The sequence below is a fragment of the Enterococcus silesiacus genome, from assembly GCF_001886225.1.
Lineage (GTDB): Bacteria > Bacillota > Bacilli > Lactobacillales > Enterococcaceae > Enterococcus_L > Enterococcus_L silesiacus.
This window is the reverse complement of record NZ_JXLC01000011.1, coordinates 15030-40267: the sequence shown is the minus strand read 5'-3', so window position 1 is coordinate 40267 and position 25238 is coordinate 15030. Positions and strand designations below refer to the sequence as shown.

The 25238-nt window shown below is 32.9% G+C and carries 20 protein-coding genes; 3 read left to right on the top strand and 17 right to left on the bottom strand.

What is annotated here, in order from left to right:
* Nucleotides 1-10 precede the first annotated feature (10 nt).
* Nucleotides 11-913 carry a conjugal transfer protein gene (locus RV15_RS08990; RefSeq protein ID WP_071877718.1) on the top strand — a complete coding sequence of 301 codons (903 nt, stop codon included), beginning with the start codon at nucleotides 11-13 and terminating at the stop codon, nucleotides 911-913.
* 104 nt (nucleotides 914-1017) lie between these two features.
* On the opposite strand, the gene RV15_RS08985 is transcribed toward RV15_RS08990, so the two are convergent.
* From RV15_RS08985 to RV15_RS08935, 11 genes are all read right to left on the bottom strand, one after another.
* Complete coding sequence (locus RV15_RS08985; protein ID WP_071877717.1) at nucleotides 1018-1482, bottom strand: thioredoxin family protein; 465 nt, start codon at nucleotides 1480-1482, stop codon at nucleotides 1018-1020.
* Nucleotides 1482-2285 (bottom strand): hypothetical protein, encoded by an 804-nt coding sequence (locus RV15_RS08980; RefSeq protein WP_071877716.1) that lies wholly within the window; start codon nucleotides 2283-2285, stop codon nucleotides 1482-1484. The genes RV15_RS08985 and RV15_RS08980 overlap by 1 nt, the downstream gene beginning before the upstream one ends.
* Before the next feature lie 274 nt (nucleotides 2286-2559).
* A complete protein-coding gene (locus tag RV15_RS08975; protein ID WP_071877715.1) occupies nucleotides 2560-3075 on the bottom strand; it encodes a helix-turn-helix domain-containing protein in 516 nt (171 codons plus the stop codon).
* Nucleotides 3076-3741: 666 nt separating this feature from the next.
* Nucleotides 3742-3933 carry a helix-turn-helix domain-containing protein gene (locus RV15_RS08970; RefSeq protein ID WP_071877714.1) on the bottom strand — a complete coding sequence of 64 codons (192 nt, stop codon included), beginning with the start codon at nucleotides 3931-3933 and terminating at the stop codon, nucleotides 3742-3744.
* Nucleotides 3934-4001: 68 nt separating this feature from the next.
* Nucleotides 4002-4403, bottom strand: a complete 402-nt coding sequence (locus tag RV15_RS08965; RefSeq protein WP_071877713.1) for a LuxR C-terminal-related transcriptional regulator — start codon at nucleotides 4401-4403, stop codon at nucleotides 4002-4004.
* A gap of 20 nt (nucleotides 4404-4423) precedes the next feature.
* The gene (locus tag RV15_RS08960) at nucleotides 4424-4879 is read right to left on the bottom strand and encodes a hypothetical protein (protein WP_071877712.1); all 456 of its coding nucleotides are present in this window, start codon (nucleotides 4877-4879) and stop codon (nucleotides 4424-4426) included.
* A gap of 193 nt (nucleotides 4880-5072) precedes the next feature.
* Nucleotides 5073-5819, bottom strand: a complete 747-nt coding sequence (locus RV15_RS08955; RefSeq protein ID WP_139243003.1) for a DUF7006 family protein — start codon at nucleotides 5817-5819, stop codon at nucleotides 5073-5075.
* A gap of 66 nt (nucleotides 5820-5885) precedes the next feature.
* Nucleotides 5886-7070: a class C sortase gene (locus tag RV15_RS19065; protein ID WP_071877710.1), complete on the bottom strand. Its 1185-nt coding sequence runs from the start codon at nucleotides 7068-7070 to the stop codon at nucleotides 5886-5888.
* Nucleotides 7071-7150: 80 nt separating this feature from the next.
* Entirely contained in the window at nucleotides 7151-9040 is a 1890-nt protein-coding gene (locus RV15_RS08945) for a SpaH/EbpB family LPXTG-anchored major pilin (protein ID WP_071877709.1), read from the bottom strand.
* Nucleotides 9040-13554: a SpaH/EbpB family LPXTG-anchored major pilin gene (locus RV15_RS08940; protein WP_139243002.1), complete on the bottom strand. Its 4515-nt coding sequence runs from the start codon at nucleotides 13552-13554 to the stop codon at nucleotides 9040-9042. The genes RV15_RS08945 and RV15_RS08940 overlap by 1 nt, the downstream gene beginning before the upstream one ends.
* A gap of 573 nt (nucleotides 13555-14127) precedes the next feature.
* Nucleotides 14128-15624 (bottom strand): helix-turn-helix domain-containing protein, encoded by a 1497-nt coding sequence (locus RV15_RS08935; protein ID WP_071877707.1) that lies wholly within the window; start codon nucleotides 15622-15624, stop codon nucleotides 14128-14130.
* A 798-nt stretch (nucleotides 15625-16422) separates the two neighbouring features.
* Here RV15_RS08935 and RV15_RS08930 point away from each other — a divergent pair.
* Together RV15_RS08930 and RV15_RS08925 are read left to right on the top strand one after the other, a co-directional pair.
* Nucleotides 16423-16620 carry a hypothetical protein gene (locus RV15_RS08930; protein WP_071877706.1) on the top strand — a complete coding sequence of 66 codons (198 nt, stop codon included), beginning with the start codon at nucleotides 16423-16425 and terminating at the stop codon, nucleotides 16618-16620.
* 82 nt (nucleotides 16621-16702) lie between these two features.
* Nucleotides 16703-17893: a site-specific integrase gene (locus tag RV15_RS08925; RefSeq protein ID WP_071877705.1), complete on the top strand. Its 1191-nt coding sequence runs from the start codon at nucleotides 16703-16705 to the stop codon at nucleotides 17891-17893.
* A 97-nt stretch (nucleotides 17894-17990) separates the two neighbouring features.
* Here the strand turns inward: RV15_RS08925 and sufB are convergent, their stop codons facing one another.
* The 6 genes from sufB to RV15_RS08895 all read right to left on the bottom strand — a co-directional run bounded on the left by sufB (nucleotide 17991) and on the right by RV15_RS08895 (nucleotide 25129).
* A complete protein-coding gene (sufB, locus tag RV15_RS08920; protein WP_071877704.1) occupies nucleotides 17991-19385 on the bottom strand; it encodes a Fe-S cluster assembly protein SufB in 1395 nt (464 codons plus the stop codon).
* Nucleotides 19386-19651: 266 nt separating this feature from the next.
* Nucleotides 19652-20119 (bottom strand): Fe-S cluster assembly sulfur transfer protein SufU, encoded by a 468-nt coding sequence (gene sufU, locus RV15_RS08915; RefSeq protein WP_071877703.1) that lies wholly within the window; start codon nucleotides 20117-20119, stop codon nucleotides 19652-19654.
* A complete protein-coding gene (locus tag RV15_RS08910; protein WP_071877702.1) occupies nucleotides 20106-21341 on the bottom strand; it encodes a cysteine desulfurase in 1236 nt (411 codons plus the stop codon). Before RV15_RS08910 ends, sufU begins: the two co-directional genes overlap by 14 nt.
* Nucleotides 21338-22624: a Fe-S cluster assembly protein SufD gene (sufD, locus tag RV15_RS08905; protein ID WP_071877701.1), complete on the bottom strand. Its 1287-nt coding sequence runs from the start codon at nucleotides 22622-22624 to the stop codon at nucleotides 21338-21340. The genes RV15_RS08910 and sufD overlap by 4 nt, the downstream gene beginning before the upstream one ends.
* Before the next feature lie 14 nt (nucleotides 22625-22638).
* Complete coding sequence (gene sufC / locus RV15_RS08900) at nucleotides 22639-23409, bottom strand: Fe-S cluster assembly ATPase SufC (protein ID WP_010763366.1); 771 nt, start codon at nucleotides 23407-23409, stop codon at nucleotides 22639-22641.
* A gap of 181 nt (nucleotides 23410-23590) precedes the next feature.
* Nucleotides 23591-25129 carry a TPM domain-containing protein gene (locus tag RV15_RS08895; RefSeq protein WP_167364088.1) on the bottom strand — a complete coding sequence of 513 codons (1539 nt, stop codon included), beginning with the start codon at nucleotides 25127-25129 and terminating at the stop codon, nucleotides 23591-23593.
* Between the last annotated feature and the right edge of the window lie 109 nt (nucleotides 25130-25238).

Below are 25238 nucleotides of genomic sequence, written 5' to 3'. Positions count from 1 at the left end.
AATCACATTCATGAAAATCAAACTAGAGAGAAAAGAAAAAAGAAACAAAGTCAAAAAAGTTCCTACAATAAAAGTAGGAACGCATAAAAAAATGACAACAGCATTATGGATTTTACTGCTAGCAAGTATTACTTTTGGAGTTTATAAAAACTTTACAGCCATCGATCAACATACGACTCATGAAAAAGAAGTCATTGAACAACGAGTCATTGATACAAATAAAATCGAAAGCTTCAGTCGAAACTTCATTACGATTTTTTATTCTTGGGAACGTAATCAAAAAGCATTAGATCAACGTACTGAAAAATTAAAAGATTATCTCACAGAAGATTTACAAATCCTAAATGCAGATATGGTGAGGACTGATATTCCTACAAATTCTACAGTTGAATCCATTCAGTTTTGGGGAATTGAGCCAATCGATAAAAACAACTTTGAGGTTCTATTTACTGTTAACCAAGATATTACTGAACAAAAAAAGAAACAAACCACTCACTCAGCCTATACTTTTACTGTCCATGTGGACGATAAAGAAAATATGGTTATTATAAAAAATCCAACGATTAGTAGCATCCCTACTAAATCAAAGTACAAGCCAAAAGTTAGTGATAGCGGCGGAACCGTAGATGCCAAAAATACAGAAGAAATTGATTCATTCTTAAAAACATTCTTTAAACTTTATCCTAAAGCCAATGAAAAAGAACTGTCTTACTACGTTAATAATCGAGCATTAAAGCCTATTAATAAAGAGTATCAATTTTTGGAATTAGCTTCTGCTAATTATTCATTAAAGGATGGCCAAGTCATTGCACAAATATCAATAAAATATCTTGATCCATTAACTAAGACTACTCAGACTTCTGAATTCAATCTGGTTTTGCAAAAATTTCAAAATTGGATGATTATGAACTAATAAATATGAAAAGGGCTCGGAAAATATATCCTGAGCCCTTTTATATTTCGAGAAATCTCTACAAATACAGATTTCTCATTCTCTTAGTTAGTGACAGCTAAATTTCAGAATTCAAACAATTTTTCTACTTCTTCTTTGTTTTGATAACCGACACTTTCCTTAGTAATTTTTCCTTCTTCCAAATGAATGACCGCGGGAACAACCTTAATATCTAAAATATCAAGTATTTCAAGCATTTCTATTTCATCTTTTTCTCGCTCTAGGTCAATGTCATAATAGTATACTTGTTTTTTATTTTCTTTAAGAACACTTTCCAGTACTGGAGAAAAATCTCTACATTCTTCACAAGTCGATCTTCCTATATATACCCAAATGTCCTTCTTTTCATTTAAACTCGAAGAAAAATCTTGACTGTTAAGAGAAATAAAAACTGATTCTGTATTTTTTGATTTTGAATGAACAGTAAAAAAAGTAACTACAGCTAGGCTAAATAATAATCCAAAAATGATAGAAAGTATCTTAATTTTCTTATTTAAAATATCTACTCTCTCCTTATTTTTACGATTCACTAAAGATTAAAACACGCTATGACTGCACCAATATCAGCAGCACCTATCGTCGCTACTGCACCAATACAAGCTACGCAGATAGGAACTACTGCTGGGCATGAGGCAATACAAGTTCCTGCAATTAAATATGCAACTACTCCATTTACACCAGCTACAGCAGCAATACATCCTGCAATGGCTCCTATCCCACGTGTTTCAATTTTTTGTGCATCTGCTTTTAGTCCATCAAGCCCTTTTTGTATTTCATTGTCACTAATGTAATCAATATTTGTTTTATTACTTTGAATCAATTGTCCATCGATATATGACGAGATAATAAACTTGTCACTAGAACTTTTAGTAATTAACGTCTCTGAAAAAGACACAAGTTCATTGCTTTCACCATAAACTACGGTTAAATTACTAATTAAACTGTAACCTTCTCCGCTGATAGGTATAGAAATTGATGTGTAATTTTGACTATTTTTAGTGATATTCAAGAAAGTAGCATTTTCAAGATCTAAATTTGCATTTGAACTATTTAATAAAATGTTTTCATTTGAAATATCACGATTTACAAAATTTTTAATTTCTTCAGTCTTTTCTGAATCTTTAATTTCACTAGAATTATTCGCTAGTTCCATCATTTTTCCGAAAGATTGATTTGCATTTTTGTCTTTATAAACTGACTCACTATTAATTTTGTTCCCGTGGCTTTCAGCTGCTATGGCTATAGCTGGGGAAAAACACTGACTTATTGTCATGACTATCACCGCTAACAAGACCATTTTAACTAATAAAGAATTTTTTGCTTTTTCTAACATAATAAACCCTCCTCCAAATTAAAAATATTTTTGATCATGTTACTTTTATAAGTCTAAAATATTAAACCAAACACCTCCTCAACAAATTAAATTTATATAACAGTTCATAGAAGTAAGAATAGTTTTTAGGAAGATACTATAATTTACTACTATGAAAGTTAAACATAATTAATTAACATACATTAACTTTACTGTTAATGTTAAAAATAACATTGTGATTATTTGAGCATATAGGAATAAAAGTAATTGTATCTTAAAAATAGCTATACAGTATTTAATTTGTAAAAAGACTTGGGATCAGAATAATTAAAGAAATTGCAAGAACAACAACTAGCACAAGTAATGGAATGACTATCCAACTTTTACCTACCTTTTTCTGCAATGTATCGGCTCTTTTTTTAAAATAAAACATCGGTACAAAATTTGAAAATATACTTACTGTAACAATAATAGTTGCTTGTGCTGACAGATGACCCCACCATTTTTGACTTAATAATAAAACCACTAAGCTGATATTTGTAATTAAAGGTGGAAGAGAAAGTTTTCTCATCATATTTAGTTCTGCTTGATCTTTAATGTCTCTCACAATATCTGATCCCTCCAATAATAAATGATCCAAAGACAAGTCATACAAATGAGCTAAGCGAATCAAGCTCTCTATATCAGGATATGTTTTCTTAGTTTCCCAATTTGAAACTGATTTCTGGGATACAAAAATTTTTTCTGCAACTTGTTCTTGTGTCATTGATAATTCTTTTCGTCTTTTTTTTAAAACTTCGTTGATTTCCATATTTTTTACACCCTCACTTTACTATTAATTTATAATATTTCTCTACCCAAGCTACTTACTAAACTAAGAAAAGTCCATAGAAAATCATTACTAAAGCTGATATATCAAGGTTTTCCCAACAATTTAATTTCTATAATTAAAATCTTAATTATAAATCACATTACTCATTTAGAAAAAAATACCTACTAAAATTTATATCCCTTAAAAACCTCTTCCCTCACATATATATAAAATACATTCGGTGGAACGTTAGTACAAGTATAGTTGAATCACGATTGCCTCAATAACCTCATAAACTCCATCCCAAACCGAAAGTAACATTGACTCATAGATTTATAATTTTTTTCTTGTCAACGGTATTTTTGTTCTCTTGAGAGTGTAATATAAGTGGAAATTAATTTTAGTTTACTACTTATAAATTTACAGGCTTATCGAATAGTGAAACGTTTCATATCAATTTGTTAAAATAACATACCATCACTAAATTTAACTATTCCAACTAATAACCTTTTATGCGTTGAACATAGTAGGTATTTTGATTTCATAAAAACTTTTACAAGTTTTTATGTTAGCTATCTTTAATTACAGTTAAAAAAAATGACTGAGAAACTAATCCCAGTCATCGATATATTTTAAAGATCAAGGAATTGTATAACAAACATTTAATTAGGGTCGAACTTTAAAATCCAGTATCAATCTAATAAAATGCTCCGATAGTTCCTGATAACAGTCTAAATCTAGTTCACCATACCTTGCTGATTCTTTTAATAATAATGGTCGAAATTGTTGATATAATTGTTCCATTGCTTTTTTATCTCCTCCTTGTGCCTCTATTACTAGAGAAGTAATTGTTTCCATGTCCCATTCCTCCTTTAAATTTTCTTCTGACATATTAAGGAGGGGCCCTGACGTAAATGGATTTATTACTATCTTTTCATTAACACCTTTAACTTTTTTAATAGCCTTTTTTTGTAAATTGAAATAGCTTGTTGAGATAAGTTTTTTTCCTTAGCAATGACTGTGTCACTTTTTCCAACAATAAACTTTTCAAATAGAAAATTTTTTTCTTTTTCACTCAATTCTTTAACAGCCTGTATTAATTGCTCATTATCAAAATACCCTTCAAGATTCTTCTTATCTATCATCTGTATATTAGTTAGCACAAAATAGCTATCGATTGAAAAATTTATTGGATCAAAGTCTTGAAAATCCGTCAAAATTGCTCTAGCTAAATAGCTATTCTTTTTCCGGTAATAGTTGTTTGCATGATAGTGTATTCCAATATGAATGTACTTCTTTAATTTATTATCATTTGGAGTATTTGCCACGTTAACTAGCTCCTTTGCATTTACTTGGTTTCTGCTCGTCTATACTGCCAAAAACCTCTATAAACTTTTTCAATAGGTAAATGATTGTCTTTCACCATTTTCGGCAAAATATTATTTACTAAATTTTTATAATCTAAATTGAAGTGTAAATTTTTGGTAATAGTGGAATGAATTTGTGAAGCGTTCATAGGTCTTCCAGAAGTTTTCAAGATGTAGCAAATATCTTTAGAAATAATATCGTAAGGGATAGAAGAAGGTTTTATTTTATGATCGTAAAATTTTACTCGGTCAATTTCTTCCTTTGGAATAAGAGTAGTCTTAGTGGTTGATTGGCCTTCAGAAATAACATTTTCTATTTCTTCTATCCGTTTTAATCTGTTCTCAATAGCTTCATAAAGTTGCGTAATTGCTTTTCTTTCACTAATTAATTCAACAATCAATTTTAGCAGTTCTCTTTTTTCTTCTAATAAATCCAAAATAATCACCTCTTTACTAATAAGAGGTTTCGGCATTATCAAATAACAACAAAAAAGCTATCAAATTATTTTTGATAGCTTCTTTGAAAAAACGTTTGAATAAATTTAGTTAAACTATAATATTTTGTTACTTAACTTCATGAAAATTAACACTATCTTAACAGACAAGAAGTACTTTAGAAAAACATATTAATTAGACAAATATTTCTTTACAGTTAACATTTGGATCAATCTGTAATCGTAAAGAATTGATTTCAGAAGTTTCATATTGAAATAAAAAATTATTAAAATAGGTCCGATCAATGTCTGAATTAACAATTCGTAAATATTCATTTGATGTCAAATGAAATTCTTTTTGAAGATTAGCATCTTCTATAAGTTCTTTACATTTGCAGTCAATTACTAGCAATTTTGGAAATAGAAGTTTAAACGTTTTATCACTCAAGTTTCGTATTATTTTTCGTGCCAATTGACGTTGTTCATAAAAATAGACAATCCAATCTTGATAGTGATGAAGCACTTCTGAAGCACTTAATCCAAGTACTTTTGTTAATATTTGTGTGATATTTCTTTCCCAAATAAAACATTCAACTGGCTTATCAATAGCATATAATAAAGACGATTCTAGAATCTCTCTAACTGGAGATATTTCCACTTCTTCGTAAAAAGTCCTTATATAATCATGCTCAATTGCTGGTATGATTTCAACCTCTTCAAATAGAAATTCATTCTGTTGGGTATAAAAAAACAAAAGTTTCATTTTTTCATTGATCAAGTTTAATTGAGGAATAATAACCCTGAGCTCATCTCGATTAACAGAATCTATTAATTCAACCGCATATTTTTTGTTTTTATTAAAATAGTTAATTAGTTCGACCTTACTAGTTCTCATTTTGAATTCAAAAGTTGAATAATCCCAATAGTATCTAACTTTCATCATAAGTCTTCTTTCATATTAGTCTAGTATAGTTTAGAACAAGTGCATGAAGTAGAATTCTTGATTAGTTTAAGAGTGTTTTGAATACCGTTTTATCTTTTTTAAAACCGTATGTTCTTTATTATCAAACCGATAGGCTGAATTTAGAGGAATCACATTTTGGAAATGAGAATCTTTTATTCTCTTGATTTTTAGTTTGATAATCACATTTTTCTCTTTGTTAACTAAGGTGTATTTTCCCCCGCTTAATTTGTAGTTAATCAGTCTTCCTTCGTTGCTTGTTTTAAAGATTAAATTATCCCCTGTACTTGTTTTTATGGATCTTTTTCCTTTTTTATTTATAACAGTCAATACCAATCCTTCTATAGGACGATTTCTTGAGTCCACAATTCTCAAATGGACATCATAGCTTTTTTTTGAAATTTTATTTAGCTTATATAATCGATAAATCACAAATATTAATATGAAAAGAATTAGCAATCCTAAGAGGCCTAGTAAAATAAATTTGATAGTTTGATACTTACCAATAGTTTCAATATCCTTATCCATTTCCTTAGCAACATAAGGTATTCTATGTCCTCTGACTAAAAGCCTATGCGAATTAATCATATAAGGAGTACATGTAATTAAAGTAATCATATCTTTCCCTTGTTCAATTTTCAGATAATCTGTATCAGTTGGTAATACAGTCTTTATCTGATCAACTTCATATGCATGAGTCTCATTATTTATTTCAATATAAAAATTATCTTTTGTTTTCAGCTCTGGCAATCGTGTAAAAAGAGCTGCCTCTGGTAATCCCCTATGACCTGTTATGACCGAATGAACACTTTCCCCGCCTATAGGGTACGAAGTACCGCTGAGAAGTGTGGTACCTTTAGCTAATAATTGTTCATTGGTACTATCAAATATTGGTAATTTTGCTTTAATTTTAGGGATGTTTATAACACCAATAGTGTGTTCTTTATAGTAATCAATTGATACTTTCTTCTTGTTTTCAGGTTCTTTGTTAGAAAAAGGATCTGCTCCCGGATTAGACCCTTTTGCTGCTAAATCTTCATTTTTCTTTTTCATTTCAGACTTAACATTTTCCATAGCTTCATCATTTTCTTTATTTGCTTTTCGTTGATAATAATCAATGATTTGCTGATCGAGAACCGTATTTAATGCATTATTAACTATAGGATATAATAAAACAGCAATTCCAAATAGTAGAACGACTATCATTATCGAATCCATAATTTTCTTTTTCATATGGACAACCTCATTTTAAAAATAGGAGGAAGACGACATGTCCCCTCCTACTCTATAATTCATATCAATTTATATTAAAATTATGCTCGTTTTGCATTACGACTATTAACAAAGTAGAAGCTTGCACTAACTATTGCAAGTAAGCCAATAACAATAAAGATAACAATTCCTTTTCCACCTGTTGAAGGAAGTGTCCCTTTATGATGGTTAGGTATTTTTTCAGGAGAAACTAATTGTTCAGGTGTTCCATAAGAATCTTCATCAACTGTAAATTCAATACGGCTTCCTAATTTCACATAATCGTTTGGTGCTTCAGTTTCTTCAAGAAAGTAAGTCCCATAATCTAAACCTAATATCGAAAGCAACCCTTGATCATCAGAAGTGAATTCTGTGGCTGCAGACTCATCAGTTGTCCACGATACAGCTTTTGTAGTAGGATCAATTACTAGATAGTTTGCATCATCTTTATCAGCATTACGGACAACAAATTTAGCTCCCTTTAATGGTGATTGTTCATTAACATCAGCATCCACTTTTACAAAACGTTTACCACCAGTTACAACTTCTGGAGTTGGAGGTGTTTTATCTACTGTATGTCCATTATCAACGTTTGCTTCATTTTTAAAACCTTTGGTTGGATCTGCTTTTTCATTCAAGTGCATATAGTAATTAAATTTAAGTGTTCCACCAGGTGTTAATTGAGTAATGTATTCAGGATCAATGGCAACGATAAAACCATTTTTATTTTCTGTGATTGTGTAATGCGACTGATCAATTAATTGATCTCCATCATATAATGCATAAGCTGTTGGACCATTAGGAGTGTTGTTAAATGTTAACTCTTCATCGTGTTTATCAATTAAGTTAAATTTAGTATATTTATTTACTTCGCCAACTTTGTCTGCAATCCCTTCTGGAATATTTGTTTTGATTTCATACTTAATTGCTTCACCGATTGCTACATCATTACCGTTTAATTCTGGAGTAGTTTTTTCTACATTTGTTGTATCATTTTTAACTGTAATTTCTGTAGCTTCTGTTTGATCTTCTTTGATTTCTATCTCATGTTTTGTTTGATCTTCAATTAACTCTGCATTGTCAGGTGCTTTTACTTCTTCAACAATGTATTTTCCAACTTCTAAATCACTTACTTTTATTTGTCCTTTAGTCCCATCATTTTCTTTAATAGCGTTATCTGAAGCAACGTAGTCTTTACCCGTTACAAAATGGAAAGCAGTATCTTTATTCTCAGACCACGTATATAAACCATCTTTTGCAGATTGGATATATTTAGTAACGCCACCTTCATTTTTTGAAATAACAAATTCTGCACCATCTAATGCTTCATTTTCAGCAGTACCTACTTTGCTAATAACTAAGTCACCAGTAGAGCTGATTGTATTTTTAGGATAAATATGAACAGGATTTAATTCAACATCTCCATACTTAAAACTACCATCGTCCTGTTTAATCATCTCGTACACTGGAAAAGCAACGACCATATTTGCAGCAGCATTCACTCCAGCTTTAGGAGTCTCAGCAATTGTATATACGGCATCTTTTCCATTTGATTTCTTAGGTAAATTTAAAACTAAATTCCCCTCTGAATCAGTTTTTTTAGTTTCAACAGGTTTATCTTTTGTATTATTCTCGACAGTAGCTTTGGCTTGGTCAATCGTTTGCCCCTTAGCCCGTGCTTCATAAAAATCAACTGTGACATCGTAAGCTTTAAATTCAATATCAGCTAAGCCTTGATATTTATCAAAATCTGGCATTTCTTTACCTGTATTTTGAATCGTTGGATCAGGTAGTGTCATCATTTTTTTCTTGTGGATAATAACCTGATTAGTATTTTCCTCAGCAGCAAATACTTGTTGTTCTGTTAATACAGATAAGTTTAGAAAAATTGGTAATATTAGCAGTAAAGCTGTCATAAAGGTTTTAATTTTTTGTTGTTTTTTTGTATTCATTATTTTAACTTCTTTCTATTCTTCATTTTTGTATAAATTCCTAGAGCTCCTGTAACTATGATAAAAATAGTTCCAATAGCTTCAATAAATTCCAGTACTTTTTCACCAGTTTTAGGTAGTAATCCTCCAACAAGAGGCTTTCCTTCAGATGAATCATCTATAGGTTCTTTGGGTTTGTCTTGATGTTTATTTACAACTTTTAAAGGATCTGCCAATTGTCCATTAACTAGATAGCTTCCTCTTGATATTTCAAAAGGTATTTCAGTAGTACTTAACATATATCCATCTGGCGCATGAATTTCTTGTAATTCATAACTTCCAAATTGCATCCCCTTAATCGTAAATTGACCATTTTTGTCAGAGGTGAGCTTGAAAATATTATTTGCAGTCTTATTTTTTGTCCACGAAAATCCATGAACATCTTTGACAAGATACATTTGATTATCATTTTTTACTAAAAACTCTGCACCAGGCAAATAGATAGCATTATTAGTTGAATCCATTTTTATAAATTGTTTACCACCTGTCATTACATTTTGGTCCTTTGTAATTGAATCATGAGGACCAGGATGAAGAGTAACTTCATTTGTGAAATCAGTATCGGGTTCAGCATTGTCCTTAATTATCATTTGATAATCTATTTCAATTTTTTTACCAACATGTTCAGAAAGTTTATTAGGATCGAAATTTATTCTAAAAGCATTTTCTTCATTTGAAAATATTGGTCGCTCATAAAATTTCTGATCAGTTAAACCAGCGATAGATATCTTGAATGTTTCTTTTAAATACTCAAGAGAGGCGTCTGCTTTATCTTCTAAATAATAGTGGTCATACGTTTCTATATCCTTTGGTATGATTGTCTCTATATGATAATTAATCTTTTGTCCATAAGCGAAGTCGTTACTGTCTGAATCTATTCTTTTACTTAACGGAATATCTACATATTCATTTTTGGGATATAGATCAATCGTTGACAGTAATTGGTTTTTCACATAAATGGGAAGTACAACTACTAGATTATGTCCTTTGAGTATATTTGAAGGTGTTTTAGTTTCTTCAAAGAGATAAGCTTTAAATTTATTATCATTTGTTTTACTATCTAATTTAAATCTAGCTAATCCATTACTATCGGTTATCTGAGAAGTAATTTTATTCTTTGATTTACTATCACTTGCAGCTAATTTTCTTTGAGCTTCTTCAACCGTTAGACCTTGAAAACGAAGATCATAAAATTCATCAGTAACGTCATAAGCAGTAAATTCAACTCCACTTAAAACTTCTGAATTTTCCAATATAGAATTATTTCCCTCTATCGGCAAACCTGTATTTGGAATCATTTCTGGTAAAGTATCTTGTTTAAATACGAGTTTATGCAAATTTATGATTACTACGTCTTCATTTTCAATAGCATATACATAATTAGTATTTATCGTTCCAGATAGACATAAAAATAGTGACCCGATACCGAAAAACAATATTCTTTTCTTTTTTGGATTTATAAAATAGAAAGCAGCGATGATAATTGATATAAATCCAATTAAGATAAATGATAATACCCCATTACCACCTGTCTCTGGTAGAGGAACTTTAGCTTTATTATCAATTTTAAAAATAATGTCAATTTCATCTTCAGAGCTACTTCCATTAGCTACTGTTTCATTTTCTTTTTCTACCTTCCATTTTTTCGAATTATTATCAAAAGTAATTTTATATTCATCTTCAGAAAGGATATAGCCGTCTGGTGCTTTCGATTCCTTTACATAATAAACTTTAGAAATATCTAAATCTGTCCATTCTATACTTCCATCATTTTCTGTTGTCTTTGATGAAATCAAGTCGATATTTCCAGTCTCATCCTTAGTGTATAAATCAAATACAGCTCCATTTAACTGCTCTTTGCTGTGTTCATCCTGCTTAAATACCTTAATGGACATTTTTTTTATAACCGCATCATTTATGGCGATATAGTTACCTTCATTATCTTGATTCAAACCTATAATCTTAGCATCGTCAGTCACTTTAAATTTAAAATCTTTTTTCTTAAATCCTTCTGGTGCTTTCGTTTCTGATAATAAATAATATCCTGGTTTTAATATAATATTATTGAAATCAAATGAGCCGTCTTCACTTGAAGTAGTTGTAGAAATTACATTTCCAATTTTATTTCCTGATTCATCTGAATGATACAATTCAAATTCTGCACCAGGTAAAGTATTCCCCTCTGTATCTTCTTTTATAAAATTATAAGTTGGTGCTACACGAGTTTGAACTTTATTTGAATCGACAGTATATCCACCATCTTCAACATCTTCATAAATAAATTTAGTAGATGCAGTATTAGTCATTAGATCATCTATTTCATCTTTACTAGTGTTATTTACTTTTACTTTGACCCTTAAGCTAAAGTCAGAATCATAATAATCCTCGTCCTGTGAGAGATCATTGATTAATTCTGTAGCATGATCTGCCAAGGTTAAATCAAATTTATTCTTAGTCATTTGAGATACTGAATTTTTCGTAAAGGGATTTTTTATTTGTGAACCATCTAAATTGAACAATGTAAAATTTCTACTTAGATCATTTTTGTCTGATAGCTCCATTCCTGGTGGAAGACTATCAAGTATCTCATACCCATCTGGCAAAACCTGACTTTGTGAAACTAAATTAATCACTTTCTGATTGATAAAGTAGTAGTACTCTTGACCATCACTAACATATCTGTCCTCTTTTTTTGGAATACCTGGAAGTAGTCTATCAGGCAAGTCAGCATTATGCCCTTCAACTCTATACTTTTCGTTAAGATCCCAAGGGCCTCCACCATCTTTATATCTATCAAGGTCATTATAAAAACGTTCATTGAATCCAACCTCGTCTCCACTAGGGGAATTCCAGGTATCACCTGCTTGAAATTGATTCAATGGTTCAACTGTTTTGGCAGGCGCTTTTTGTCTACTTGCAATGATTGATGAACTAGCAAAAGTAAACCACATAAAAGCATAGTCACCGCCACCTGTACCTATTTGAAAGCCATTTTCAGTGCCTTTTAGATCAAATGAAACTGAGGCATTAGGAAATTTAGAGTTTCCAAGTTTATCAATTGATTCTGGAAAATCATCAGCACCATAATAAACATCTTCATAATGTTTTTTAGTCCCATCAATTACCTTAACAGTCCCAAATTCAACAATAGATTTTCCTGTTGTATAACCTTCTGTACCATTTTTTGGTCTGACAAATTCACTATAAATATAATCTCCTTTGTTCTTTTTTTGATAACCATTTAAAGAACTAAAGGTCAAAAATGGATTTAAATACTCTCCTGAAGAAAAATCAATTGGCTCACCAGTTTCTTTATCAAAAAATTGAATATCCCAGTCAGCACTATTTATCCCCGCTGTAACAACACCTGAAAACATATTATTAGATAGATCAATGATTGGAGATTTTTCTGGATAGCCATCATCATCCCAACCTCCTCCTAGTGATTTATCAATGTTAGAAATTTTTATATTAGCTCCTATCTCAGTTATGTCTCCATTTTTAGTAACAATCGAACCAATATTGTCATAAGTGTATTCAATTTCAACTTTCGATAACTTCTTTTCTGATATTTTTTTATTGAAGCTAATATTAACTTTTCCTGATTTTCTTAGGTAGTTAGAATATACAGTTGATTTGTTTTCATCTGTATCATCATAAGCAGATCGTCCACTTCCTCGTTCGACTGCTTTTATTTTGTAATCATCAGTACCACTTATTTTTATACTGTTTTTGATGTCATCCACTGAATTGAAAATATCTTCACTAATAACCAAACTACCAGGTTCCGCATTAGTTGCTCGGCTAGTAACAGCTTTAGATGCTACTGATGAATCTTCGCTCTCATCAGTTTCACAACTTTCTTTACTAGAGTCTTTCAAACTAGTTGTTTCTTTTTCACTACTCGATTTTAGCGTTGTTTCTGTTTGTTCGGAACTTTCAGTATTGGTTGACCCATCAGTGTCTTGAGACTCCATATTTTCAGATGAGTTTGATGAATTTTCATTGGATGCCTTATAATCATTAATAATAGTTAACGGTTTTGATTTATATTCCGTACCATCATTTCTAGTGATTTTTGCATATATCGTATTTTTATACTCATTTTCAACTGTAACGCTTCTTAAAAATAAAATAGCTTTATTATCTGATTCTTCCCCAAAAGTGATATTCACTTTACTATTTTTATTTTCATATTTAACACTTTTATTGGTATTGTTTTGATCCGTTCTTTCTTGATCTAAAGTTACAGTATCAGGCAATATTATTTCTATATTTTCATCTGACTTATTTAAATCTACCAGTTGAATAGGATAGGACTCTTCACTATTTAAATGAACTTCACTAACTTCAGTGTCATTATCTAACCAGTAAATATTACTATCTTCATTAGGTGGAAATGAAACTTCTGCAGCCACAATAATAGAACTCAAGGATTGAACTACTAAAATTATTATCAGTGAAAGTATGGTCATTTTTTTTATCCAGCTCACATTTGTTTAAGCCCCTTTCTTAAAAGAAATAATAAGTTTCTACCTCCTCTTTCAGATTTAGTAAAACTAAACAATATCCTAACTACGATTTATATATTACTCTCTTATGAAAGAGCTGTTTACGAATCTTTGAGACAGCCAGTTCCAATAAAATAAAAAATGAACCTCTTTATTGCTTAGCTCATTAGATTTCTTTACATTGAAACAATTTTTATATTTATTTAGAATGTTAAACAGATAGTTGAGTTACATCTGATATAAGAGCAAGAAAGGCTTTATTAGTAATTGGGTGAATTATATAAAATAAAAAATCATAGAAATTAAACTACACAAAAAGACATCTCAAAATCGAGATGTCTCATTGAATTTTATCGATATGTTTTGATAGCTGTGCAAATAAAAATAAGACATCAACTTTTTTCAAAAGCATTTACAAGAACTATAATTAAATATACTTGGACTTGATAGATAGGCTTTTGGAATAAGAAAAATCAATACTATTATACTTTGTTAATATTTTTATAGACTATATTTCCAATAAATAGTTGCAAAAATTTACAGAGCTTTATAAAAATTTTTCTCAAATATATACTTACTTATATAGGCAAACAAATTCTCCCATTCAGAAGTTTCTAAAACTGTTTTAAAATAAAAATAATTATTTGGAATCTCATCTCCTTCATTAGTTGAAGATATGACGATATCACTTTCATCAATATTATCAACTACAGTTACAAGATTCGAGTTAAAAGTTTCTTCAATCATTCTTTTAACTGTAAGCCCTGAATAAATAGTTCTATTTTGGATATATATTTTCACTGTGTTCATATCAACATGGTAATCATATATAGAGTATAAAATATATACGAACTCATCGATAGCTTTATCATTGATAGGTAATTCTTCTTGTTTAACAAATTCAGCAAAAAAATCACGAAATTGTTCTAGGGTTTCGTCTATTTCGGGTTGCATGTTATATACCCGTTTATCCACTATCAATTGATTTTCATAGAGTTCACTATAATTAATTGGTACATGAATAAAATAAATGAAATAGCAAAGGACAACATAGTAACTTTCAATATAGTAATCGCTAGAATACGCTATATTAAATTTTTTTGAGAATGCTTTTAAAAGAAGTTCAACTTTATTAGCTATTTCTAAATTTGATTTTTTATATAATTCAACTATCTCTTTTCGCTTTTTGAAAGTATCAATATTGTATATACTTGATCTTACTAAATATGCAAATACCTTACTTTCTTTCGCAACAACCTCCGAAGATATGTTAAGTCCATCTATTTCTAATAAAAAGTCCTTTTCAGAAAAATACTTTATATCCTCTAAAAAGTCATCGGACACATCAAGATTCTGATGTCTGTATGACAATCTATACGTACATATTCCGTGAATTATTGTTAACTTTATACGTTGTGATCTAGATAAGTTCTCTATCGAAATCAAATTAGATTTCACGTTTGATATCTCGGTAAACTTTTCTGGAATCTTTTTAAATGGAATTTCATATATGGTCTTAAATATTCCCCAATAAGTTTGATATATTAAAATACGAATACCAAGTTCATTACCTTTAACACTTCCTGGAACATTAAATGACACTGAGCAATCAAACAAATGAAATAGTTTTTGTAATTGTGTAATGTACTTATATGTTGTTGATGGGCTAACATTCAAATATTGTGATAGGTTTTCAATTGACGGAAAGTCTCTTTTTAATACAGTTTGTAGGACTAAAAAAGCTCCACTATCATTAACATATTTGGACCTCAATATATCAAAAACTAGTCCTGATGACTTAACTCCTTTATTGATTATTGTTAATTTATTTCCATCATCACTCATAAAAACATTCTCAGAAAAATATTTTTCTACATCTAGTTTTAACTCATTTACATATCTAAAACCTGTACTTTTATTCAAGTTGAATTCTTTAAAAATATCGGATAAGCTAGCACCATTCTTTGAAAAAAGAATATATCTAAAAATAGCAATTTTTTTTAATTCTTTAGTACTGAGAAAAAATTCATACATTAAAATCATCCTTTAGCTTTTTATTGGTGAGTGAATTGAAACCCTTGATAGTTTTTATTGGTTTACAATTTATTCTCAAATTTTTACTTAACCACTAAAACAAGAAGAAGAATGATGAAAAATCTTTAATAGTCTTTTATCCTAATTCTTTTTAACCATTTAGCTTTCTTATAGTATAGTAAAATTCCAATGGAATCAATATTTTTTACAGATATTTCTTATATATTATTAGAACCACTATATTCTTCATATATTTTATCTACAAATAAATACAGATAACTGTAAAAAACACCTCTGAAAATCGCACACAAATGTTGTTATTCCTTACTCCCAAAACTTCTTATTAGTATATAACTAAAATTGCTCTTTGAAAACTTAATAACCTATTCAAATACACTTTTGATTACAACGAGCTGTGCAAACAAAATCGCGATGACTTCCGAAAAATGAGCGATTCCTTTTGATTTACACTCTTCATTTTAGGAAATTGAAGAAGCCACGACTTGTATTCAATATAATGATACTCCTACCTTGAACGCTTCACAGCATTGGGTGGCTTCTCCGAGTTTGAGTTGAGGTGAAACTCCTGTGGACTTTTCTAAGTCGTTTGAATATGTACAAAACAATCCAGTAAATGAGATACTTTTTACAATTTTATATAGAAAAAAAGTACTACGAGTCCTATAATTAAGGTATGTATTTGATTCTAGCTCGCAGCACTTTGGGGCAAATACTCTATTTGTAAAAAGAAAGGATGAATAAATAGCCTAACTATCAAGAAAAGAAAGGTGATTTTATATGGACACACCTAATAAAACATCATTAATTCTAGGAAGATATGTGAACCAACAAACTCTAATGCAAGAGTTGCATATTGGCTATGATACTTTAAGAACACTTCGTCTTAACGGATTAGAAGTCATTATTATTGGTAGGCAACATTTGTACGATATTGAAGATGTAAAGGATATTTTCAATCAATTAAAAAATGATTGACCTATTTAAAACCTCAAATATTAAAATCTTGCTAAAGACAAAAATATCCTAATCCAATGAATGAATTAGGAGGAAGATTTATATGTCTGTTTCTTTTAAGCAATATACCAAGTACAACCAAAAACTCTGGAAATTTCAATGCTATTTTGGAAAAACTGAGTTTGGTGAAGAGATTCGCACAACTAGAAGTGGCTTCCTGACAAAAAAAGAAGCCCAACAAGTATATAGGCAACTGCAACTAGATTTCGATAAGAATCTACTGAAAATGAATGGTAATATCACTTTTGAGGAGTTATATGAGGAATTCATTGAACAGTACCGATTAAAAGTCAAACCATCTACTATCATGATTACGAGAAGAGCCATTGAAGATCATGCGCTTGAATATTTTGGAGAAAAAAAGTTGAATGATATTTCAGTACGTTTCTGTACTCAGGTCAATCGTCGTTGGATAAGAGATGGATACAAGCAAGCTTATTACTTTCGTCGCGCAGTTGCTCAGATTTTACAATACGGTGTTCAACAAGAACTTATCAATGAAAATCCCATGCGCAAAACTGAAGCTATTAAACGTCAAGAAATTGATGAAAATTTAGTGGCTACTGAAACAATGAGTGTTTACACTCCAAAGGAGCTTGCTATCTTCTTGGATTGCTGTAAAAAGCATGGAAACAAGAAAATCGAAACTTATTTTCGAGTCTTATCCTATACAGGTGCTAGGAAATCGGAAATACTTGCTCTTGAATGGAATGATATTAATTTTGAAACTAAGAAATTAATTATCAGTAAAACATTAGCTGAGGTCGAAAGTGATCCTAATACTAAAATAACCAAAGTAGCTAGTCAAAGTGCCAAAACAAATGCTGGTAAAAGAACCATTTCAATTGATTCAGAAACAATGGCTATGTTACAGGAATGGCAAACTAGACAGCAGTTCGAGTTTAAGGTTTTAGGAATTAGAGCAACGAATAAGCATCAACTTGTTTTTCCTAACAAAGAGAATAAATTTTGTCGTCCTGGTCAAGCGAATGATTGGTACGATGTCATCGCGACTAAATACAAATTAAAACGAATTACACTTCATGAATTCCGCAAAACACATGTCTCACTTTGTGCAATGGCAGATATGAACTTAGAGGATATTATGTACCGTGTCGGCCATAAAGATTCCAAGATGACTCGACAAGTATATAACTACTTTTACCCCGAACGTGAGGAGCGTAGCGCTGACCAATTCGCTCAGTTTATTGAAAAGGAAAAATATCTTTTCTAAAAGAAATTGTAGTTAGTTTTGTAGTTAGTTTGCTTTTTCGAAAAAAAGAAGCACCAGAAACATTGATAAATCAACGTTTCTAGCGCTAAAAAAGGCTTTACCCCACACTGCCTTCCATCTCATAACTAATCAATCGATTCAACTCAACCGCATACTCCATCGGCAATTCCTTCGTAAACGGCTCCACAAATCCCATAACGATCATCTCAGTCGCCTCAACTTCAGTCAACCCACGACTCATCAAGTAATAAAGCTGCTCTTCCGAAATTTTCGAAACCTTCGCTTCATGCTCCAACGCTACTTGACTGTTATGAATCTCATTAAACGGAATCGTATCTGATTTCGATTTATCATCCATAATAATCGTATCACACTCAATATGTGAAATCGAGCCAGCACTATCTTTCCCAAACGTTACTTGACCACGGTAATTCACTTCACCACCGTCTTTGGCAATTGATTTAGAAACAATCGAACTTGACGTGTTTGGCGCATTATGAATCATTTTCGCACCTGTATCTTGGATTTGGTTTTCCCCAGCAAATGCAATTGAAAGCATTGTGCCACGAGCCCCTTTTCCATCAAGATAAACACTTGGGTATTTCATCGTTGTTTTGGCCCCTAAGTTCCCATCGATCCACTCAACTGTAGCACCTTCATAAGCTTTGGCACGTTTTGTTACCAAGTTATAAACATTATCAGACCAGTTTTGGATCGTTGTATAACGTGTATACGCATCTTTATGGGTAAAGATCTCAACGATCGCTGCATGTAAGCTATTACTTGTATAAGTAGGTGCTGTACAGCCTTCTACGTAGTGAACACTTGCGCCTTCATCCACAATGATCAGCGTACGTTCAAATTGTCCTGTGTTTTCCGCATTGATTCGGAAGTATGTTTGTAATGGTACATCCACACGAACTCCTTTTGGTACATAGATAAACGTTCCACCAGACCAAACTGCTGAGTTTAATGCTGCTAATTTGTTATCTGTTGGTGGGACTAATTTTGCGAAGTATTTTTTAAATATATCTGGATATTCTTTCAACGCTGAATCGGTATCTGTAAAGATGATCCCTAATTTTTGGAATTCTTCTTTCATATTGTGGTAAACCACTTCTGATTCATATTGCGCCGAAGCTCCAGCTAAATACGCACGTTCTGCTTCTGGAATCCCGATTCTTTCAAAGGTTTCTTTGATTTTATCTGGCACATCGTCCCAGTCACGAGCAGGTTTGTCGCTGGCTCTTTGAAAATATTTGATTTTTTCAAAATCGATATCAGATAAATCTGGTCCCCATTCTTGCATGGCCATTTTGTTGAATTGTTCCAATGATTTCAAGCGGAACTCCAACATCCATTCTGGTTCTTCTTTTTTACGTGAAATTTCTCTAACAACGTCCTCTGTTAGTCCACTTCCCGTACTGAAAATTGGTTTCACATCATCATGGAAACCAAATTGATATTCTTCTAACTCAGGTACAGTACTCATAGGCTCACGCTCCCTTTCTTAGGTTGAGAATCAGGCGTTTAGGTTCGAGCTGTTGGACTAAAATAAACACAATCCATTTTTTGGATTTTGATTATTTTGGGAAACAGCCGAGAACCTGCTTGACTTCTCACTGATTACTTAGGTTGAGGATCAGGTGCTTTGATTTGAGCAACTGGACCTAACAGCTTTAAATCCGCTTTTTGGATTAAAAGATGGTAGGGAAGTTGCCGAAAATCAGCCTGATTTCTCACCGCTTCAACTTATTTCTATTCTTCGCAGTGTAATTGTCCTGCGGTTCCTTGTCCGTCATTTTCAACTGCTTGTTCTAAGGCTTTCCAAGCAAGTGTTGCACATTTGATCCGTGCTGGGAATTTTGCCACGCCGCTAAGCATCGCCGCATCACCTAATTTTTCTTCTTCTGCTACGTCATTTCCTTGCACCAATTGAGAAAAATCTTCAGCTAATTGTTCTGCTTCAGCTAATGTCTTCCCAATCACCGCATCGGTCATCATACTAGCACTTGCCGTACTAATCGAACAGCCACTTCCACTAAAGGCAATATCTTTAATAACATTGTCTTGGATAGCCACTTGCAATTCGATCACATCGCCACAAGTTGGGTTATTCATTTCGATTTTCTTGCTTGATTCTGCCAATGTTCCATGATGATGAGGATGACTTGAATGATCTAAAATCACTTGACGGTATAAATTATCTAATTTAGATAGAGCCATGTTGGAAAAACTCCTTTGTCGCTAAAATTGCTTCGATCAATCGATCTGCATCTGCTTTGGTATTATAAAGATAGAAACTCGCACGAGCCGTCGCTGGAACATTTAAATATTTTAGTAATGGCTGCGCACAATGATGTCCTGCACGAACCGCCAGCCCTTCCATATCTAAAGCTGTCGCTGTGTCATGCGGATGTAAGCCATCTAAATTAAACGCCAAAACGCCTGTATGATGGGCTGGATCTTGCGGTCCGTAAACCGTCAATCCTTCAATCGCTAATAATTTTGGCAAGACATAAGCCACTAATTCCGCTTCATGTTGATGAATTTCTTCTAATCCGATCTCTGTTAGAAAATCGATGGCCGCACCTAAAGCAATTGCTCCAGCAATATTGGGGGTACCTGCCTCAAATTTCCAAGGCAGTTCTTTCCACGTACTGTCATACAAATTCACGAAATCGATCATTTCACCACCAAATTCCACGGGTTCCATTTGATCTAGTAATTCACGTTTTCCATATAATACACCAATTCCAGTTGGACCACACATTTTATGCCCGCTAAATGCGTAAAAATCAGCATCAATTGCTTGAACATCTACTGGCATATGCGGTACCGCTTGGGCACCATCGACAACTAAGACAGCACCATGACTATGAGCTAGCTCTGCCAACTCTGTCACTGGATTGATCACGCCTAAAACATTCGATACATGCGCGATAGAAACAATCTTGGTTTTATCCGTGATTTGTTGTTTTGCACTTTCCATATCTAAAAAGCCATCTGCTGTGATCTCGATATATTTCAAGGTAGCGCCTTTACGTTCCGCTAGTTGTTGCCAAGGGATAATATTAGAGTGATGTTCCATGTAAGAAATCACGATTTCATCCCCTACTTCAACCGCTAAATCACCATAACTTTTTGCGACCCAGTTTAAACTAGTCGTTGTGCCTCGGGTAAAGAGCGTTTCGGCTGTTTCTTTCGCATTGATAAAGGCTCTAACTTTTTCACGAGCTTCTTCATACTCTTTCGTGGCACGTTCGGCCAAGGTATGCACACCACGATGGACATTAGCGTTATCATGTTCGTAATAATAAGTCAATTTATCTAAAACTACTTTAGGCTTTTGAGTTGTTGCTGCATTATCCAGATAAACAAGCGGCTCGTCATTTACTTCTTGAAACAAGATGGGAAACTGCTGCCGAATCTTATCTGCGTTTATCATGCATTCAACTTCCCTTCAATTACGTCTACAAATTCTTTTTGCACATCTTTCACAGGAATCGCCGTAATAACTGAACCTAAGAAGCCACGGATAACCAAACGTTCCGCATCATCTTTACGTAAACCACGGCTCATTAAGTAGTACATTTCTTCTGGATCAACACGACCAACACTGGCAGCGTGTCCTGCAGTTACTTCATTTTCATCGATCAATAGAATTGGGTTGGCGTCGCCACGGGCTTTGTCAGAAAGCATTAAGACACGACTTTCTTGTTGGGCATCTGCCCCTTTAGCTCCTTTTAGAATATGACCAATTCCGTTGAATGTTAATGTTCCACGCTCACGGATAACACCATGTTGTAAAATGTGTCCCACTGAGTGAGAGGCTTTATTGGTTACACGCGTATCGATCCCTTGCGTTTGTTTGCCAGCACTGATTGCCACGACTTTGACTTCTGAGTGAGAGCCTTCGCCTACTAAGTCAGAATCAAAATCAGCAACCACGTCACCATCATTCATTACACCTAGCGCCCAATCAACTGATGCATCACGCATAATGTGTCCACGACGATTCATATACGTTGAAACATTCACACCTAATTGATCTACAGCAGAATATTTCACTTTTGAACCAGCTTTTGCAATCACTTCAACGACGATATTCGCAGAAACTTTGACTTTTTGCTCACCGATTGTTTGGAATCGTTCTAAATAGCTAAACTCACTATGTTCGTCCGCTACGATCAAGACATGTTTGAAGAACGATTCTTCACTCGCTGAATCTTGGATAAAGATTGCTTCGATTGGTTCTTCGATGACAACATTTTTCGGTACGTATAAAAACACTCCACTATTCATAAAGGCTGTATGGAACGCTGTTAATTTATCTTCATCCATTTCAACCGCTTTATTCATATAATATTCTTTGACTAAATCGCCATGCTCTTGCAAGGCTGTAAACATGTCAGTGAAAATCACCCCTTGATCGGCTAATTTCGCTGAAAGTTGTTCAAATGCTGTGATCGATCCTTGTTGCACGATCACGGGATTGTCTTTCATTGCGTCAAAGCTTGGGATGTTCATCGTTTCAGGTGCATACTCTTCAGTATTCACGTTAAACAAAGGCCAACGGTGAAATTTCACGCGTTCGATCTTTGGTAATTCTAAGTTTTCAGCTTTTTCTAAAGCCGCTACACGTAAGTCGGTCATCCAAGTAGGTTCTTCGTTACGGGCTGAAAAAGCGTTGATGTTGTCAAGATAATTCGCTGTTGTTATTTCCTTCATTTATCTTGTCCTCCTTATGCTTCTTCTTTGTATTCGATACCTAATTCTTGGCTGATTCCTGCATAGCCTTCTGCTTCCAAACGTTTTGCAAGTTCAGCACCGCCAGTTTTCACCACACGGCCCTCCATCATGATATGCACCACATCTGGTGTGATGTAGTTCAATAGACGTTGGTAGTGAGTGATGATCAAAGCACCGAAGTTTTCGCCGCGCATTTCGTTCACGCCTTTTGAAACGACTTTCAAGGCATCGATATCTAGACCAGAATCGATTTCATCTAAAATAGCAAATGTTGGTTCCAACATCAATAATTGTAGGATTTCGTTCCGTTTCTTTTCTCCACCAGAGAAGCCTTCGTTTAAGTAACGTTCAGCCATTTCTTCTGGCATATTTAGTAGATCCATTTTTTTATCTAATTTTTTGATGAATTCCATAACTGAAATTTTGTCGTCTTCATCACGTTTGGCGTTGATTGCCGCACGCATGAATTCAGCATTTGTGATTCCTGGAATTTCACTTGGGTATTGCATGGCAAGGAATAGACCTAAACGGGCACGTTCGTCCACTTCAAGTTCTAATACATTTTCTCCGTCAAACAAGATTTCGCCTTCTGTGACTTCGTAATTAGGATTTCCCATGATGGCCGCAGATAAGGTTGATTTACCTGTTCCGTTAGGCCCCATGATTGCGTGGATTTCACCTGTTTTCATGGTCAGGTTAACCCCTTTTAAAATCTTTTTATCTTCGATTGATACGTGTAAATTTTTAATTTCTAAAACGGACATGTACAATTCCCTCCAACTTAAAATAATTATTTTATCGTTCTCATTCATTTTATCCTAATTGAGAATGATAAGCAATCTCTTTACTAGAATAATTCTTATTTAATCTAGGTTTTGTTTGTGAAAAAATGGACTTAATTAGAATCTTTCTAAAATGGGTACCATTTTTAATCAACACATTCAGCTACCAGCCGCCAGAAAATCCGCCACCACCTGATGAACCGCCACCTCCTGTTGATCCACTGCTAGAACTTGAACCAGAGCTTGGCCCGTCGTAATGGGAATTTGAGGCACTTCCTAGCAAGACACTAAGGAAATCCAAGTAAGTCATGATTCCTAAATGATTCATATATTTGTATTTTTTCAACTCTACACCTGAAAGTTCTGTGATAAAAAGCATATCATAGATATCTTTACTGACCTCTTTGTAATATGAAGTATCAATGTATTTAATTCTTTTTCTGGCTTTCCTATATGCTTTCGGAATCTGATCTGGCAACTTTTGGGTTAAACGTTCTGAAAAATCGCTTGCCAATGTGTTTTCTTTTGCTAATAAAAAATAGAGTGTCAGCATAATCAACAAGTGTTCTTGTTGTGGCTTCTTAAGCTTTTGTGCTTTAACGAACTTTTGAACAAGTCTTTTCACTTTATCTGTATTTTGCCGAGCGAGCAAAAAGTTTGCCAATAACTGCTTCATCTCTTCGTACTTTTCCATAAGCCCACTTTTAAGTTGCTCATTTGCTCGTTCTAATTGTACTTGATCAAATAAACTATTCTGTGTCATCAGATAATAATCTGGCCAAAGTGGCGCAGCCAGTTCAATGGACATTTCAAAATAAGTTCGTCTGTTTTTCTGCGGGATTCGCTCAAGATTACCTTTATTGATTTTTCGGCCTAGATCGATTATCGTATCTTCAAAAAAACATTGTGCTATTTTCTTTTCTAAGCGCTCGTATCGATTAAAATGCGCAAAGAACATTGGAATTAAATAGCTACCATCGATTTTCTCGAAAAACGATACTTTTGTTGAATCACTTGGAATAAACACTTTTTTGTTGCGTAACGGTTTAAAATAAGCGTTATTTTTAGCATCACTTTGTATTAAATAAATTGAGCCGTAATAGATTACAACCATTAGTATAACAAACGCACTCAAATAAAGGCCCCATTTTAAAACCAACACGATCGAATCGACTATCCCCTGATCTGGCTCTCGAGCTGTATTCACTTGCTCTTTCACTTTTGTTACTTCCTGCTTAGAAAGCTCGTAATTGCCATATCTTTGTTTCACTGTATCTATCACATTTTGGCTGATTTTACTTATACCTTCATCGTATTTTTCTGCTCTGAAAAGCGCCTCTATCTCAAATGGTACAAGCTCGCTTTTCATACTATCAGTGATTATATCCTCTACGCCATACCCTACTTCCAAACGATATTTCCGATCATCAAGGGCCAAGACAAATAAAAAACCATTATCCAATTCCTTACTTCCAATTCCTAGCTTTTCAAATGTCTCTACAGCATATGATTCAATGGATTGATCTTTGGGTAATCGTTTGATTGTTTTTACAACAAATTGAGGCGCTCCTGTTAGTTGTTGAAGGTCTCGTTCATTCGCTTGAATAATCAATTCTTTTGTTTGTCCTGATAAAAGCTGTGCTTGATCATCGACAAAAAAACTGTCTGCTATTGCATCTTCTGTAAAATAACATGTCCCCACTATCAAGACCAACAGAATAAAGATCCTGTTGCTAATTCTCTGTAGTTTTCTTTTCATAAAATCCTGATTCACTGTTCAAACTCCAATACTTATTTTTTCTACTCCTAAT

Bases quoted from the DNA above. Each gene is read 5' to 3' on its own strand.
- RV15_RS08970 (WP_071877714.1), bottom strand. From the start codon at position 3,933: ATGGAAACAATTACTTCTCTAGTAATAGAGGCACAAGGAGGAGATAAA.
- RV15_RS08925 (WP_071877705.1), top strand. From the start codon at position 16,703: ATGTCTGTTTCTTTTAAGCAATATACCAAGTACAACCAAAAACTCTGG.
- sufU (WP_071877703.1), bottom strand. From the start codon at position 20,119: ATGGCTCTATCTAAATTAGATAATTTATACCGTCAAGTGATTTTAGAT.
- RV15_RS08940 (WP_139243002.1), bottom strand. From the start codon at position 13,554: ATGACCATACTTTCACTGATAATAATTTTAGTAGTTCAATCCTTGAGT.
- RV15_RS08910 (WP_071877702.1), bottom strand. From the start codon at position 21,341: ATGATAAACGCAGATAAGATTCGGCAGCAGTTTCCCATCTTGTTTCAA.
- sufD (WP_071877701.1), bottom strand. From the start codon at position 22,624: ATGAAGGAAATAACAACAGCGAATTATCTTGACAACATCAACGCTTTT.
- RV15_RS08935 (WP_071877707.1), bottom strand. From the start codon at position 15,624: ATGTATGAATTTTTTCTCAGTACTAAAGAATTAAAAAAAATTGCTATT.
- RV15_RS08955 (WP_139243003.1), bottom strand. From the start codon at position 5,819: ATGATGAAAGTTAGATACTATTGGGATTATTCAACTTTTGAATTCAAA.
- sufB (WP_071877704.1), bottom strand. From the start codon at position 19,385: ATGAGTACTGTACCTGAGTTAGAAGAATATCAATTTGGTTTCCATGAT.
- RV15_RS08945 (WP_071877709.1), bottom strand. From the start codon at position 9,040: ATGAATACAAAAAAACAACAAAAAATTAAAACCTTTATGACAGCTTTA.
- RV15_RS08975 (WP_071877715.1), bottom strand. From the start codon at position 3,075: ATGGAAATCAACGAAGTTTTAAAAAAAAGACGAAAAGAATTATCAATG.
- RV15_RS08980 (WP_071877716.1), bottom strand. From the start codon at position 2,285: ATGTTAGAAAAAGCAAAAAATTCTTTATTAGTTAAAATGGTCTTGTTA.
- sufC (WP_010763366.1), bottom strand. From the start codon at position 23,409: ATGTCCGTTTTAGAAATTAAAAATTTACACGTATCAATCGAAGATAAA.
- RV15_RS08930 (WP_071877706.1), top strand. From the start codon at position 16,423: ATGGACACACCTAATAAAACATCATTAATTCTAGGAAGATATGTGAAC.
- RV15_RS19065 (WP_071877710.1), bottom strand. From the start codon at position 7,070: ATGAAAAAGAAAATTATGGATTCGATAATGATAGTCGTTCTACTATTT.
- RV15_RS08990 (WP_071877718.1), top strand. From the start codon at position 11: ATGAAAATCAAACTAGAGAGAAAAGAAAAAAGAAACAAAGTCAAAAAA.